At 38.1% G+C, this 16,288-nt stretch carries 13 protein-coding genes; 8 read left to right on the forward strand and 5 right to left on the reverse strand.

Going from position 1 to position 16,288, the window contains the following annotated elements; genetic code table 11:
* The first annotated feature begins 88 nt into the window (after nt 1-88).
* Complete coding sequence (locus tag EHLA_RS05125) at nt 89-1,036, forward strand: DMT family transporter (RefSeq protein ID WP_330399890.1); 948 nt, start codon at nt 89-91, stop codon at nt 1,034-1,036.
* Here EHLA_RS05125 and cyaB read toward each other — a convergent pair.
* Both cyaB and EHLA_RS05135 read right to left on the reverse strand, forming a co-directional pair.
* Entirely contained in the window at nt 984-1,544 is a 561-nt protein-coding gene (gene cyaB / locus EHLA_RS05130) for a class IV adenylate cyclase (protein WP_096239559.1), read from the reverse strand. The two genes, EHLA_RS05125 and cyaB, sit on opposite strands and share 53 nt — an antisense overlap.
* Nucleotides 1,545-1,683: 139 nt before the next feature.
* Complete coding sequence (locus EHLA_RS05135; protein WP_096239560.1) at nt 1,684-2,493, reverse strand: hypothetical protein; 810 nt, start codon at nt 2,491-2,493, stop codon at nt 1,684-1,686.
* A gap of 241 nt (nt 2,494-2,734) precedes the next feature.
* On the opposite strand from EHLA_RS05135, the gene EHLA_RS05140 reads away from it, so the two are divergent.
* Both EHLA_RS05140 and EHLA_RS05145 read left to right on the forward strand, forming a co-directional pair.
* Entirely contained in the window at nt 2,735-3,448 is a 714-nt protein-coding gene (locus EHLA_RS05140) for an IMP cyclohydrolase (RefSeq protein ID WP_021908156.1), read from the forward strand.
* 258 nt (nt 3,449-3,706) lie between these two features.
* Nucleotides 3,707-4,882 carry a phosphoribosylaminoimidazolecarboxamide formyltransferase gene (locus tag EHLA_RS05145; protein ID WP_021908157.1) on the forward strand — a complete coding sequence of 392 codons (1,176 nt, stop codon included), beginning with the start codon at nt 3,707-3,709 and terminating at the stop codon, nt 4,880-4,882.
* A gap of 618 nt (nt 4,883-5,500) precedes the next feature.
* Here EHLA_RS05145 and EHLA_RS05150 read toward each other — a convergent pair.
* From EHLA_RS05150 to EHLA_RS05160, 3 genes are all read right to left on the reverse strand, one after another.
* Nucleotides 5,501-6,688 carry a right-handed parallel beta-helix repeat-containing protein gene (locus EHLA_RS05150; RefSeq protein ID WP_157908550.1) on the reverse strand — a complete coding sequence of 396 codons (1,188 nt, stop codon included), beginning with the start codon at nt 6,686-6,688 and terminating at the stop codon, nt 5,501-5,503.
* Nucleotides 6,689-6,733: 45 nt separating this feature from the next.
* Complete coding sequence (aroA, locus tag EHLA_RS05155; protein ID WP_096239562.1) at nt 6,734-8,035, reverse strand: 3-phosphoshikimate 1-carboxyvinyltransferase; 1,302 nt, start codon at nt 8,033-8,035, stop codon at nt 6,734-6,736.
* Between the two features lie 130 nt (nt 8,036-8,165).
* Nucleotides 8,166-9,269, reverse strand: coding sequence for a prephenate dehydrogenase (locus tag EHLA_RS05160; RefSeq protein WP_096239563.1), 1,104 nt, complete (start codon nt 9,267-9,269; stop codon nt 8,166-8,168).
* A 499-nt stretch (nt 9,270-9,768) separates the two neighbouring features.
* Between EHLA_RS05160 and EHLA_RS05165 the strand changes: the two genes are divergently transcribed.
* The 5 genes from EHLA_RS05165 (at nt 9,769) to EHLA_RS05185 (ending at nt 15,725) form a co-directional block, all read left to right on the forward strand.
* Nucleotides 9,769-11,862, forward strand: coding sequence for an elongation factor G (locus EHLA_RS05165; protein ID WP_096239564.1), 2,094 nt, complete (start codon nt 9,769-9,771; stop codon nt 11,860-11,862).
* 3 nt (nt 11,863-11,865) lie between these two features.
* Nucleotides 11,866-12,417 carry an HD domain-containing protein gene (locus EHLA_RS05170; RefSeq protein ID WP_096239565.1) on the forward strand — a complete coding sequence of 184 codons (552 nt, stop codon included), beginning with the start codon at nt 11,866-11,868 and terminating at the stop codon, nt 12,415-12,417.
* A gap of 298 nt (nt 12,418-12,715) precedes the next feature.
* Entirely contained in the window at nt 12,716-13,159 is a 444-nt protein-coding gene (locus EHLA_RS05175) for an ACT domain-containing protein (protein WP_021908163.1), read from the forward strand.
* 11 nt (nt 13,160-13,170) lie between these two features.
* Entirely contained in the window at nt 13,171-14,376 is a 1,206-nt protein-coding gene (locus EHLA_RS05180) for a homoserine dehydrogenase (protein ID WP_096239566.1), read from the forward strand.
* A gap of 140 nt (nt 14,377-14,516) precedes the next feature.
* A complete protein-coding gene (locus EHLA_RS05185) occupies nt 14,517-15,725 on the forward strand; it encodes an aspartate kinase (protein WP_021908165.1) in 1,209 nt (402 codons plus the stop codon).
* Nucleotides 15,726-16,288 lie beyond the last annotated feature (563 nt).

Consider the following 16,288-nt stretch of genomic DNA (forward strand, 5'->3'; position numbering starts at 1 on the left):
TAGCTAGTATAGAATAGAACAGCAAAATCAAATGTTAAAGGATTGCGATAATTTTGTAAAATATGTGATAAAACAGGAGGAAAGTAATTTGAAAGAACAATGGATGCAAAAGACAGGCGTTGTATGGTTTTTAGCTATGATATGCTGTCTGCTTTGGGGAAGTGCATTTCCCTGTATAAAAATAGGATACAAGATGTTTCATATTGCATCAGCAGATGCTTCATCACAGCTTTTGTTTGCAGGATGCCGATTTTTTCTTGCCGGTTTTCTTGTGCTTTTGCTTGGGACTTCCGGAAAGTATAAATTAAAAAAGATGGAAATTCCCATGGCAATGATACTGGCAGTTTTTCAGACAATATTACAATATGTATTCTTTTATATGGGACTGGCTCATGCAACAGGAGTAAAGTCTTCAATTATTAACGGAGCGAATTCCTTTCTGGTTATTTTAATTGCCAGCCTTATATTTCATCAGGAAAAGCTGACCGGACCGAAAATTATTGGCTGTGTTATTGGTTTTGCCGGAGTGATTCTTGTTAATCTTGGTGGCGGAGGATTAGATATGAGCTTTCACTGGAATGGAGAATTTTTCATACTTGTTTCCACAGTGTCCGCTGCGTGTTCTTCTGCATTTATTAAAAAGTTTTCTACAAAAGCAAACCCGGTTCTCCTTAGCGGCTGGCAGTTTATGATGGGTGGTACAGTGCTTATCGTTATGGGAAAAATAATGGGTGGAAAACTTCGTTTTGAGGGAATCGCACCATTGTTCCTGTTGCTGTATATGGCTTGTATTTCAGCGGTAGCTTATACAATCTGGTCTTTACTTTTGAAATATAATCCGCCCTCAAGAATTGCAGTATTTGGCTTTATGAATCCGGTGTTTGGTGTAATGCTATCAGCTCTTTTATTAAAAGAAAAAGGCCAGGCATTTTCATTAGCTGGCCTGACCTCATTAGTTCTTGTATGTATAGGAATTTATATTGTTAATCGGGAGAACCCTTTGAAAGAAGCATCGCCAGATAAGATTTCCGCGTAGTTTCTCTCAGGCTGCTGCCCATATCTAAGAGAAGTGCCTCGATGCTTTGCAGGGCATTTTCTTTTTCTTCCAGAGTGTTTACGAGAATTTCCAGTTCCAAAAAAGAACCAAGCCCCTCTACCTGGTCTACGCAGGCAGTCATCATTCCTTTATGGTAATACTGACGGAGCTTCGTAACCGGATAGAGTCTTTTGTAACCAAGGGAGATAAGAATCTCCCTTGTAGTTTCTGCATCGTCTATGCGGGTTTCCAATTCTTTTCTTGTTGTGGAAACAGTATCAAGCTTCGCCCCTTTATAGGTGAGGAAAGAAGCTGTTTCTCTTGTGTTAAAGTTATCGCATGTTCGTATGCGAAGTGCTTCGTCTGTTTTCATAAAATCATGAAAATCGCTGGTAAAATAAAAATCCGATTCTTTCACCAGATTGCCGGGTTTAAATCCAAACTCTGTTAACGTCCGTTCCGTTACAGATCTTCGGAACAGAGGAAGTTTAATTTCTACTTCAATCATAAATGTTACTCCATGATTTGTGATGTATCCTTCTTGTTTTTCTTAAAAATCTTAAAAATAGTACAGAAAAATTCCAGGCGTACACAGGTTATTAAATGTGAATAAAAAGATTCTTTGTTAGTTCTATTCCTTCTTTGTTTTATTTATTTGTAAAAAGAAGGTTCTGTCCTTTATAAGACAGAGTAAGAGAGTTGTTTTCTGCATGAATTTTCATGGTGCATTTTGAAAAACCATTCGGTAAATCTTTAAAAACAGCAGGAAGATTCATAGAATCATCTTTGTACGTATAAAAAGTAAATTCATTATCCCTGCTTGAAAGATAGAAAAAATTAGTAACAAAAGCAGGTTCATTTTCAGTAGCAGCTTTCTCATCAAGAGAATGAAGTTCCATGTAATTATCATATAAACTTAATTTGTATCGGTTTGTATCGGTTGTAAAGTCTTCTTTGCTGTACCATACGTCATTTTCTGTAAGATTTAAGAGTGGTCCCGTAGTATTTGCAGAATCAGACTGTGTCCCTTCCTTATATTTTTTAAAAAGATAGCTGACATTATCATAGGTTAATACAAGGATATTTTCAGAAGGCATCGTATAAGAAAGCGTACTGCCTGAACCAAGATCATCCCATCCGGAAGGCAATCCTACAGCAGTTTCACTTCCGGTATTTAAAGAAAACTTTGATGAATCAGCAGAAAGACCTCCACTTAGGCAGGTTTTATTCTGTGTGATATCTTTCAGCGTAAACTGTCCCTCTTTATCTATGGAAAAGCTCAGATAATCACAGTTATAACTATCGTCTCTTCCTAAAGCATTCCCAACTCCATTCCACGTTCCAACCAGTTTGATGCCATCTTTACCGAGGTTCCCCGAAACCTTATTGCTACAGCCTGTAGCAGTAAGTGCAAAAAGTAAAAAGGTGGTGAAAAGTAATAAAAAATTTTTCTTCATAATAGGTCCTTTCTGTGCGTAGTAGACACACATTTATGTGATACGTCTTAGCTTTTGTAAAAAAGACGTACTTTATTCTACCACATATCAGGCACAAGTAGGGAAAATATCTAAATCTTTTTTAATATCTTTCTTATAATTCGAAAGGTCTGACAGTTGCGTTTGTCAGTATCTTATTGTATTATATTTTATAAATAGATTTTATTAAAAATGTTTTAGATTCAAAGGAGGAGCTTGATTCATGAAAATGATTTCAATCGAAAAAGAACTGAAAGAGAATTCTTATCCGGGAAGAGGAATTATTGTCGGACGTTCCGAAGACGGAAAAAAGGCAGCAATTGCTTATTTTATTATGGGAAGAAGTTCGAACAGCCGTAACCGTATTTTTGTGGAAGACGGGGAAGGTATTCGTACACAGGCATTTGATCCGTCAAAGTTAGAAGATCCAAGCCTTATTATCTATGCGCCAGTGAGAGTGCTTGGTAATAAAACAATCGTGACAAACGGGGATCAGACAGACACCATTTATGAAGGAATGGATAAACAGCTTACATTCGAGCAGTCTTTACGTTCCAGAGAATTTGAGCCGGACGGACCAAACTATACTCCTAGAATTTCAGCAGTTCTTCATTTGGAAAAGGGCAAATTCAATTATGCAATGTCTATTTTAAAGAGCAATAACGGTAATCCGGAAAGCTGTAATCGCTACACATTTGCATATAGTGATGTTCCGGCAGGAGAGGGTCATTTCATTTCCACTTATATGCATGATGGTAATCCTTTACCAAGCTTTGAAGGAGAGCCAAAGTGGATGGCAATTCCAGATGATATGGATGCATTTGCAGATACTCTCTGGAACAGTTTGAATGAAGAGAATAAAGTTTCTTTATTTGTACGTTATATTGACATTGCAACAGGAAAATATGAATCTAAAATTATTAATAAAAATAAGTAATTATTGAAGACAAGTAATTATTGAAGACAAGTAATTAGTGCGAATAAAAAGTAATTATTTAAAAACATATTGCAAAGTTGCAGATTAAAATTATACAGATACGCATTTGCAATTCTGGACTAAAATATAGAAAAATTTTAAAATATGCAAATGGAGGCGTGCAGGTTACTTTTTGATATTTCAAACACGCTCTAAATATGCAATAAGAATAACCGAAATCACAAAGTCAGAACATAAACTAAAAGAGGTAAAATAAGAATGAAAGAATTAGAGTTAAAATATGGATGTAACCCAAATCAGAAACCATCCCGGATTTATATGGAAGAGGGGGAACTCCCTATTCAGGTACTGAACGGAAAACCAGGTTATATTAACTTTTTAGATGCTTTTAATGGCTGGCAGCTTGTAAGCGAATTAAAAAAAGCAACGGGGCTTCCTGCTGCAACTTCTTTTAAACATGTATCTCCAGCCGGAGCAGCAGTAGGTCTTCCTCTTAGCGATACACTGGCTAAAATCTACTGGGTAGATGACCTTGGAGAATTATCTCCTCTTGCCTGTGCTTATGCAAGAGCCAGAGGAGCGGACCGTATGTCTTCCTACGGTGATTTTATCGCATTATCCGATGTATGTGATGTTTCTACAGCCAACATGATCAAAAGAGAAGTATCTGACGGTGTGATCGCTCCAGGATATGAACCAGAAGCACTTGAGATTTTAAAATCTAAAAAAAGAGGGAACTACAATGTAATTCAGATCGATCCAGCCTACATTCCGGCACCGATCGAGAAAAAACAGGTATTTGGAATCACTTTCGAGCAGGGAAGAAATGAATTAAATATCGATGATAAGTTCTTTGATAATATCGTTACAGAGAATAAAGAACTGACAGAAGAAGCGAAGAGAGATTTGGCTATTTCCATGATTACTTTAAAATATACACAGTCTAACTCTGTATGTTATGTAAAAGATGGACAGGCGATTGGTATTGGAGCAGGTCAGCAGTCCAGAATCCACTGTACACGTCTTGCAGGACAGAAAGCAGATAACTGGTGGCTTAGACAGTCCCCTCAGGTAATGGGACTTCAGTTCAAAGATGAGATTCGTCGTGCAGATAGAGACAATGCGATCGACATCTACATGGGAGATGAATACATGGATGTACTCGCAGACGGTGTATGGGAAAATACTTTCAAAGTAAAACCGGAAGTATTTACAAGAGAAGAAAAGAGAGCATGGCTTGATAAACTTACAGATGTAGCATTAGGCTCTGATGCTTTCTTCCCGTTTGGTGATAATATCGAACGTGCACATAAGAGTGGTGTAAAATACATTGCACAGCCAGGAGGATCTATCCGCGATGACAATGTAATCGAAACATGTGATAAATACGGAATCGAAATGTCATTCACAGGAATTCGCTTATTCCACCACTAAAATATGAATCTGTAGATTTCGTACAGACGAAAAAAGAAATACTGCCATATCCCATCTGCTCTGTAGTCGCTGCGTTTAAGATGCTCAACTGCATCTTAAACACGCTCCGAAGCCGCATCTGGGATATGGCAGTATTTCTTTTTTCTGGCTATCTAAATCCACAGTTTGTAAGGGTGGGGAATCTCCAGAAGGTTATGGATTCTTGGGGAGTTAAAGTCTAAAGGGTTGACGCATTTCTTCTGGAGGTTTCCATTTGAATAGAAAGTGTAGATTTTTGGAGAATCCCCTTGTGTTTTGAGGGAAAATAGAGCGTTTAGCACGACGGAGTAAAATCAAGCTTATAAAAATTCTCTTTTCTTTACTGTACATTTCTTACAATTTGAATGTCAATCCTTTTGAATTTGATTTCTCGGAAAGTTATAACCTTTTGGAGAATCCCCATTCTCATCAACTGTAGATTTAGAGTAATCAGAAAAAAGAAAAATCAGCCTATCCCAGATGCGGCTTGGGAGCGTATTTAAGATGCGGATGAGCATCTTAAATACAGCGACTACAGAGCAGATGGGATAGGCTGGTTTTTCTTTTTTCGTCTACACGAAATCTAAAAATCAGGAGTTGTTACCATTTTTTTGTTTTGTTTTTTGAAACCTGCTTTTTCTTTGCAGAAATCACGCGGATAGCATTTCTTTTACCGCTTCTGGCATAGGCTTTATTTTTCTTAACGATTACGTTGCCGAATTTCTTTGATGTGTGGGAGAATACAAAGATTCCCTGTCTGCCGCCTTTTACGATATTGTTTTCAATGACAACTTTATTTTTAATGCTTGTTTTTGGAGAAGAACCTTTCTGATAAGCAACAGCGAGTCCTACGGAGTAGGAATTACGTTTTAAAGGTGTTTTTGTTGTTACGCGGCAATTTTTTACTGTGGCGCTTTTTGTATTGAAAAGAGCGAGTGCTTCTGCAGACTTTCCAGTAATATTGCAGTTCTCTATTGTAATATTAGAGTGGTAATTTCCAGCTTTTCTGTATTTTGCTTCGCTGCCTGGGAAGCTTGCGCAGATTCCTCTGGCTCCGCTGACAATACAGTTCGTTACGCTGATATTTTTGCTTGGGGTACCGTTACAGAGCTTTGGGCTTAAACGGTAAAGACCAGGAGCTGTTTTTGGTGTGGCAAGGTCGATCTGGAGCTGTTCTTCTACACATTTTTTTGGACATTTGCCCTGTGGGATTAATTTGCATCCATTAATGGAAACACCGTTGCATGCGATCAATTCAATACCATGTCCGGTGTAATTGCAATAGACGGTAGCATCATTGATAGAAATATTAGAAGCATAGGAAATTCGCATCATTGTTCCTTTTAATCCAGAGGAAGATGAATTTTTCCATACACCTCCGTTAATGGTAAGGTTTTTAAAATTATCATAGGATGCTGCAGTTGGGTCGTTTATAATTACGCCGCTTCCGGATGTGATCGTATGGTCTCCGGCATTGATTGTTGTGTTATTGCCCGGGCGTAAATAGGTATCGATGGAAATATCATTATTGATATTTATAGTTTTAGGTTCATTTCCTTCTATCAAATAGTTTAAAGCGCGGCGATTTCCGGCAGCACTTCCTGTTGGAATGAAATCATAAATTGCAGGAGAGTCTTGATAAGCGATTACCTTATGCTGGTAAGTTATTTTTTTTCGAGAAGCTTTTTTTGCATTTTTGGCATAAGCAGTGTTTCCACAGAAACAAAATAATCCTGTAATGATAGTAAGAGTGAAAGTGATAAATAATAGTTGTTTAATTTTTTTCATAAATTTCTCCATATTTTATAACGTATTCTCAAAATCTTTCTGTGATTAATTTTGTGAAAAAAGCTGTTCTAATTGTGTGAAAAATCCCGGATAGGACACATCGACACAATCGGAATCAGTGATGATAGTTTCTCCGTCTGCGTTAAGTCCTGCAACGGCAAACGTCATTGCGATACGGTGATCCATAGAACAATTAATGTTTGTGCCGTAAAGTACAGGGATTGTATTATTACTGCGGCTATTGATAATAAAGCCATCTTCTGTATCTATGATATCAGCACCCATAGCACCTAAGTTTTCCGTCATAATAGCGATACGGTCAGATTCTTTTACACGAAGTTCGTGTGCATCTTTGATAATGGTCTGCCCCTTTGCAAAACATGCCATAAGGGCAATGACAGGAAGTTCGTCGATAAGAGCAGGGATAATATCTCCTTCTACAATTGTTCCTCGAAGGCTGCTTGTTTTTACAAGAAGATCAGCAACTGGTTCCCCGCCCTCTTCTCTGGCATTTAATAATGTGATATCAGCGCCCATATCCTGGCATACTTTCAAAATTCCAGCACGCGTGTCATTGATACCGACATTATTTATTGTGATTTCAGAATTTGGCGTAATCAGGGCGGCTACAATAAAGAAAGCGGCAGAAGAAATATCGCCGGGAACTTCGATATGCTGTCCATGCAAAGTTTCAGGTGGAGTAATGGTGCAAGTGTTTTTATCTGATACGATATTGGCTCCAAAAGAACGAAGCATACGTTCTGTGTGATCTCTGGAAAGTGCCGGCTCAGTCACGCTTGTTTTTCCATTAGCATACAGTCCAGCAAGCAGTACACAGGATTTTACCTGAGCAGAAGCAACAGGTGAATCATAGTGAATGGCGTTTAGAGAACGGCCTTTGATGGAAAGTGGTGCACAGCCAGTATCGTGAATACTTGTAATATCAGCGCCCATCATAGAAAGAGGTTTCATAATCCGTCCCATAGGGCGGGAATTTAAAGAAGCATCGCCGCTTAAAACAGTATCAAAGTTCTGACCGGCAAGGATTCCGGAAATAAGACGGGTTGTTGTGCCGCTATTTCCGACATCTAAAGTTTCTTCCGGTTTGTGAAGACCATGAAGCCCCTTTCCATGAACATAAATCGTGTCTTCTTTTTCTTCAATAGAAATTCCCGTTTTGCGAAAACAGTCAATAGTAGAAAGACAATCAGCTCCTTTTAAAAATCCATGGATGGTAGTTGTTCCTTCTGCAAGTGAGCCAAACATAATGGCTCTGTGGCTGATGGATTTATCTCCGGGAACACGAAGAGTTCCTTTAAGGCCGGTAATTCTTGTTATTTTTTTCATAAATAAATCCTCACTTTATGTAAATTTATCTCAGTCGAGAAGGCTCCCACCTATTTCAGGTGGTGAGTGACAGCGACTCGACTTGAAAAATAGTCATGTACATGTTTGTAATAAAAATGCGTAATACAGATCAGCGAATATGTACAATGTAATTTCTCTCTTCTAACACCTGCGCCCCTTTTTGGCAGGATTCCTCATCGTAAAGAACGATTTCTAAAACACCTTCTTCAAACTCTCGATTATATATGATACCAATATTTTTTAAGCTGATGCTGTTGAAAGCAAGCAGAGAAGCAACTGTAGCGATTGTACCTGGCTGGTCTGGAATATGTACATAAAGTTTATGTACTTTATCAAATAAGCCAATGGAATGGTCGGGTACAGAATTTCGATATTCACCGGCTTCTTTAAAGTATTCATTGACATATGCGCCATTCTTATTGTCAAGCTGATCAATAACTTCCTGAAGATCATGAATCATAGAAGTAAGTAAAGTTCTTATATTGGAAGAGTTATTTTCACAGATCTGTTCCCACATAACCGGAGAAGAAGAAGCAATTCGCGTGATATCCTTAAAACCTCCGGCAGCAAGCTGCTTTAACATACCGTTGTTCCGGTCTGCACGTCGGACAAGATGTACGAGTTCTGCAGCAACAATATGCGGTACATGGCTGATTGCGGCTGTGATAAAATCGTGTTCTTCTGGTTTTAAAGAAACGGCTAATGCGCCTAATCCCTGAATAAAGGAAGAAAACTTTGTTGTAAGTTGAAATAGTGTACGCTCACTTGGTGTCAGAAAATAGTATGCATTTTCAAGAAGGTGATCATTGGCGTAAGCATATCCAGATTTTTCAGAGCCAACCATCGGATGACCGCCAATAAAGTTTGTCTCCATATCAAGTTCTTTGATGGCAGTCTGAATTGGTTCCTTCACACTTCCGACATCGGTAAGCAGACAGTTTTCCGAAACAATATCTTTTAATTCTTTTAAATATTCAATATTATTTGAAACCGGTGCGCAGAGAAAGATAATGTCACAGGAAGAAAATGTTGGATCAAGTGTTTCAAAGTATTGATTTAAAGTGCCATCTTCTTTAGCTGCTTTAAGAGAGTCGGTATTTGTATCGAATCCATAAATAATGCTATCCGGATGTATTCTTCGTATTGTTTTGGCGATAGAGCCGCCGATTAGTCCAAGGCCGATAAAGCCGATTGTCATATGATTTGCGTTCATAATTGAAGCCTCCAAGCGATATAAGTTGATGTGAGTTTTAGAGCATCGCGAATGATATACTATGTGATCAAATGGTGATCAAATGGTATAGATATGTAATCTGATACCGTAGAATAGTAAATAATACGATAATCTCAACGGTATTTATTGTACATGGAAAAAGAAAACGTGTCAACACTTTTCAGCGTTAAAGCAAAATCGGAAAAAGAAGGGAAAGTTGGTTGGACTATTCAGAAAATATGTTGATTTTGCGATGTTTTATTCTAGAAGAGAAGGATAATATGTGTTGGAGAGAGGGATATAGTAATAAGATTTTCTATGAATTTAAACGAATTCAAAAAAATGTGTCAAAATGCTAAAAATACTCTTGTAAAATGAAGAATTTTTTAGTAAAATAGTCATGTGAGATTCTTGGTATAAGAATAATTATTCATTAATTTTACAAAAATAAAGCTGAAAATCTCGCAAATATGATTAAACAACATGGGAGGAACTGATTATGAACGTATATGCAACCGAAAGTATTAGAAATGTCGTATTACTTGGACATGGTGGCTGTGGCAAGACTTCTTTAATTGAATCTATGGCTTTTACAACGGGGATTATTAAGAGGGTTCGTACAGTAACAGAAGGCGGTACAGTAAGTGATTACGATAAAGAAGAGGTTAAAAGAAAGTTTTCTATTCAGTCCTCAGTTATTCCTCTGGAGGTAGATGGAGTTAAGGTGAATCTTTTAGACACACCAGGTTTCTTTGATTTTTCAGGTGAGGTGTACGAAGCATTAAGTGTAGCAGATGGCGCGATCATCGTTATTAATGGTAAGTCCGGAGTAGAAGTTGGAACAAGAAAGAGTTTTGAATTTTGTGCGAAGAGAGGCATTCCGGTTATCGTATATATTACATGTGTAGAAGATGAACATGTAGATGCTTCTGCGATTATTGATGAACTTCGAGAAAGCTATGGTAACAAGATCGTACCGTTCCATATGCCAATGAAGGAAGGAACAGAATTTAAAGGATTTATCAATGCAGCGAAGATGTTAGAGTGTCGTTTACAGCCGAATGGAACTTACTACGAAAAAGAAGTAGAAGAAGGCGTGAATGAGGAGCTTGATGAATATCGTCAGCAGTTGATGGAAGGTGTTGCTGAGACAAGCGAAGAACTTATGGAGAAGTTCTTTGCAGAAGAGCCATTTACAGAAGATGAGATTAAGACGGCGATTGTTTCTTCTATTGCAAAGAGAGACCTTATGCCTGTTATCTGTGGAGCAATCAATACAGATTATGGTGCTAATATTCTTCTTCATGATATGGTGAAGTATTTCTCCGCACCAGGTACCGTTACAGATCAGTTTGTTGGAATTAAAGTAAAGACAGATGAACCGGTGAGCGCAGCTTATGATGTAAGTCAGCCGGTAAGTGCTTATGTATTTAAGACGATCGCAGATCCATTTGTAGGCCGTTTTTCTTTAGTAAAGGTTACAGATGGTATTTTAAAGGCAGATAGTGCTGTATATAATGCAAACAGAGATGCAGAAGAGCGTATCGGTAAGCTCTATGTTTTAAGAGGTAAGGAACAGATTGAAGTGAATGCTCTTTATGCAGGTGATATTGGAGCAATCGCAAAACTTTCTGTTACAAAGACGGGGGATACTTTATCACCGAAGGCTAACCCTATCATCTTTGAGAAAGCTGAGATGCCGGAACCATATACATTTGTCCGCTATGTCACAAAGACAAAGGGTGATGAAGATAAAGTTTCTGCTGCTCTTAAGAAGTTGATGGATGAAGATCTTACGTTAAAAGAAGTTAATGACAAAGCGAACCGTCAGATGTTATTATATGGTTTAGGAGATCAGCATCTTGAAATTGTAAAGAGTAAGCTTGCCGACCGATATAAAGTGGAAATCGAACTTGTAAAGCCAAAGGTAGCATTTAAAGAGACGATCCGAGGCAAAGTAGAAGTTCGTGGTAAGTATAAGAAACAGTCGGGTGGACATGGTCAGTATGGTGATGTTCTTATGGAATTTGAACCATCTGGCGATTTAGAAACACCATATGTATTTGATGAGAAGATTTTCGGTGGAGCTGTTCCAAAGAACTACTTCCCGGCAGTAGAGAAGGGTATTGCAGAAAGTTGTCTGAAGGGACCTTTAGCTGGATATCCGGTTGTTGGAATTAAAGCAACCTTGACAGATGGTTCTTATCATCCGGTTGACTCATCTGAGATGGCATTCAAGATGGCAGCGATCACAGCATTTAAGAATGGTGTGATGGATGCAAAACCAGTTCTTCTTGAACCGATTGTAAATCTTAAAGTAGATGTTCTTGATAAGAATACCGGTGATGTTATGGGTGACTTGAATAAGCGCCGCGGTCGTATTCTTGGAATGAATCCATTAGAAGGTGGAAGACAGGAATTAGTAGCAGACATTCCTTTGGCAAGCCTGATTGGATATTCTACAGATTTACGTTCCATGACAGGTGGAAGTGGAGAATTCTCCTATGAATTTAGCAGATATGAGCAGATGCCGGCAGATGCTCAGGAAAAAGTATTAAAAGAAGCAGCGGCTGAAAAGGAGAATATTAAATAAACTATGATTGATAAAGCGATTACATTTGCTACGAAGGCGCATGAAGGTCAATTTCGGAAAGGAACAAAGCTTCCGTATATTGTGCATCCGTTAGAGGTGGGGGTTATTGTCTCACGAATGACACAGGATAAGGAAGTGATTGCAGCAGCAATTCTTCATGACACATTGGAAGATTGTAAAGAAGTAACGTTTTCTGTACTCTGTCAGGAATTTGGAGAAAGGGTGGCAGAGATTGTAAGAGCCGAGAGTGAGGAAAAGGGGGGGACCTGGAACGAGCGAAAGGCTAATACAGTAAGAAGATTAAAAGAAGAGAAAGTTTCTGATGTGAAGTTGGTTGCTTTGGCAGATAAGCTTTCAAATGCACGTTCCTTAAAACGAGATTATCAAATGGTTGGTGATAAGCTGTGGCAGCGTTTTAATATGAAAGACAAAGCACAGCAGGCCTGGTATTACAGGGGGTTATGTGATTCGTTAAAGAATATGGAGGAGTTTCCAGAGTATTGGGAATTTTGTGAATTGATTGCTTATGTGTTTCGCGGTGTAGTTGTAGAGTAGTTTATAATATCTGTTTTTAACAAAAAAGAGTAATGTAATAAAAGAACAGGTGTCATCGATGGAATAGTCGGGATATCTGTTCTTTTTTGCGGTAAATAAATGAAGAAAATAATGCGAAAAACGATATTATTTTTGAAAAAGAATGTAACAGAAGTTGTTTTTTTAAGATTATTTTAAAAAAAAGCAGTTGCAAGGATGAAAATAGTATGATAATATCTTTGAGGTGAAAACATTTGTATTTCATAGACGAACAAATACGAGAAGGGAATCCTGACTGTTACAGGCAGGAGATAAGAATATGGAGAACAGTTCTAAATTTTATATGGTAAAAAAGAAAGCTTTGCCCGAAATATTATTAAAAGTGGCAGAAGCGAATGCTTTGCTAAACAGGGGGAAAGCAAGGACAATTAAGGAAGCGATAGATGCTGTTGGTATCAGTCGGAGTTCTTATTACAAATATAAAGATGATATCTTTCCTATTCATGAAAAGATACAGGGGAAAACGATTACCTTTGTAATGGAAATGGAAGACCGGCCGGGTCTGCTTTCCAGCATATTAAAGGTTGTAGCAGATTGCAAGGCAAATATTTTGTCGATACATCAGAGTATACCGGTAAATCATATTGCGCTTATAACGTTAAGTGTAATGATTTTACCAATTACAGATGATGTGGCAGAACTTTTTGATAGAATTGAAAATGCAGATGGAATTAATAATCTGAAGATTGTTTCAGAAGAATAAGGAGGACAAAGATGATAAATGTAGCGGTGTTAGGATATGGCACGATTGGTTCAGGTGTAGTAGAAGTACTGCAGACCAATGCCGCAGTCATTGCAAAGAGAGTAGGAGAGGACATTGCCGTAAAATATATTTTGGATCTGAGAGATTTTCCAGGAAATCCGAATGCGGATAAAGTTGTCCATGATTACGATATTATCGATAAAGATAGCGATATTCAGGTTGTTGTAGAGTGTATGGGCGGTGTGGAGCCGGCTTATACTTTTGTAAAAAAAGCATTGCTTAATGGAAAAAGTGTTGCAACTTCGAATAAAGAACTGGTTGCAAAACATGGGGCAGAACTCATTGCGATCGCTCGAGAAAAGAACATAAACTTTTTATTTGAAGCAAGCGTTGGCGGCGGTATCCCGATCGTTCGTCCGTTACTGCGCTGCCTCACAGCAGATGTGATTGAAGAAGTCAGTGGTATTTTAAATGGTACGACAAATTATATGCTTACAAGAATGGGAGAAGAAGGACTTTCCTTTGAAGAAGCTTTAAAGGAAGCACAGGAAAAAGGATATGCAGAACTTCATCCGGAAGCAGATGTAGAAGGTTATGATGCCTGTCGTAAGGTTGCGATATTATCTTCTCTCGCATTTGGACAGCAGGTTGATTTTGAAGATATTTATACAGAAGGTATTACAAAAATTACTGCAGAAGATTTTTGTTATGCTGCAAAAATGAAAAAGAGCATCAAACTTCTTGGAAGCAGCTGGAAAACAGATGACAAGTTTTATGCTATGGTATGTCCGATGCTTTTAGATAATGAACATCCACTTTCAGGAGTAAAAGATGTATTTAACGCAATTTTTGTACGTGGAAATATGGTAGATGAGACAATGTTTTATGGTAAAGGAGCTGGAAAGCTTCCTACAGCCAGTGCAGTGGCAGCGGATGTTATAGATTGTGCGAAACATATCGGAAAGAATATTAAAATTCTTTGGGAACCGGAAAAACTTACATTAAGCGATCTTGGAAACTTTGAGAGAAAATATTTTGTAAGAATGCCAGCAGACACTGCAGAAGAAACAATACAGAATATATTCGGAACAGTGGAGATGATTTCAGTGGATGGAATTGATGAAAAAGCATTTATCACAGGGCTTATGAAAGAAAGCGCCTTTAATGCGGCAGCAGAAAAAGCAGGAAATATTATTAACCGTATCCGTCTTGACTGATTATAAAAAAATATGTAGAATAGTCTGCATATAATCAAAGAGTAATTTTAATAGTTGGTTTTCCTGTATTACATCTGGAATACACTGACTTTAGATTAAAATAATAGATGAGAATATTGAAAGACTTAGGGAGGAACAGAATGTTAATCGTTAAAAAATTCGGAGGAACATCTGTAGGAAACAAAGAAAGAATTTTAAATGTTGCCAAGAGATGTATCGAAGATTATCAAAAGGGTAATGATGTTGTTGTTGTTTTATCCGCTATGGGTAAATCAACAGATGAACTGATCAATATGGCAAAAGATATCAATCCGACACCATCAAAAAGAGAGCTGGATATGCTTGTTACAACAGGAGAACAGGTTTCTGTATCCCTCATGGCAATGGCAATGGGTTCATTAGGTGTGCCGGCGATTTCATTGAATGCATTTCAGGTAGCGATGCATACAACACACCGTTATGGTAATGCACAGTTAAAGAGAATTGATACAGATCGTATCCGTAATGAATTAGAACAGAGAAAGATCGTTCTTGTTACCGGATTCCAGGGAATTGATAAGTTTGATAACGTAACAACACTTGGAAGAGGTGGTTCTGATACAACAGCAGTAGCACTGGCAGCGGCTCTTAATGCAGATGCCTGCGAGATTTACACAGATGTAGATGGTGTTTATACAGCAGACCCACGTTACGTGAAGAAGGCAAGAAAGCTTGATGAGATTACTTATGATGAGATGCTTGATTTGGCTTCTCTTGGAGCGGGTGTACTTCACAATCGTTCCGTAGAGATGGCAAAGAAATATGGAGTACAGTTAGTAGTTAGATCAAGTTTAAATAATAACGAAGGAACAATCGTCAGGGAGGAAGTAAACATGGAAAAGATGCTTGTAAGCGGTGTTGCAGCCGATAAGAATGCCACAAGAATTGCAGTAATTGGATTAAAGGATGAACCGGGAATCGCATTCCATCTCTTTAATGCCCTTGCAAAATATAACATTAACGTTGATATTATCTTACAGTCTGTAGGACGTAACGGAACAAAGGATATTTCCTTTACTGTAGCAGAAGATGAAGCGGATGAGGCAGTAGCGATCATCCAGAAGAGCTTTCCAAAGAGCGAGTATAACAAGATTGACGAAGAAAAAGACGTTGCAAAGATTTCTATCGTAGGTGCCGGCATGATGACACATCCAGGTGTTGCAGCTTCTATGTTTGAAGCGTTATATGATGCAGGCGTTAACATTAAGATGATCAGCACTTCTGAGATTCGTGTTACAGTTCTCATTGACGAGAAATATACAGAAAGAGCATTAAATGCAGTACATGACAAGTTCGCATTAGGCGACTAATTCTGAACTGTAGATTTCGTATAGACGAAAAAAGAAAAACTGCCATATCCCATCTGCTCTGTAGTCGCTGTGATTAAGATGCTAAACCGCATCTTAATCACGCTCCGAAGCCGCATCTGGGATATGGCAGTTTTTCTTTTTTCTGTCTACTCTAAATCCATAGTTTGCAAGAGTGGGGATGTTCCAGAAGGTTATGACTTTCCGAGAAATTAAATTCAAAAGGATTGACATTCAAATCGCTGTATATATTTGGAAATTAGTTGTATCAGATGCGTGATAACTTCACTTCTACATGACATCCCACGACAAAAAAGTTCTCTTCTGGAGTTTTTATCTGAATAAAAATCGTAGATTTCTGGACATCCCCATTCTCACCAACTGTAGATTTACAGTACTCAGAAAAAAGAAATCATCCCCTATCCCAGATGCGGCTTGGGAGCGTATTTAAGATGCGGATGAGCATCTTAAATACAGCGACTACAGAGCAGATGGGATAGGGGATGATTTCTTTTTTCGTCTACCTGAAATCTACAAATCAGGATTGTTTTATAAATATTTTTGTG

It is taken from the genome of Anaerobutyricum hallii (genome assembly GCF_900209925.1).
Classification (GTDB): Bacteria; Bacillota; Clostridia; order Lachnospirales; family Lachnospiraceae; genus Anaerobutyricum; species Anaerobutyricum soehngenii.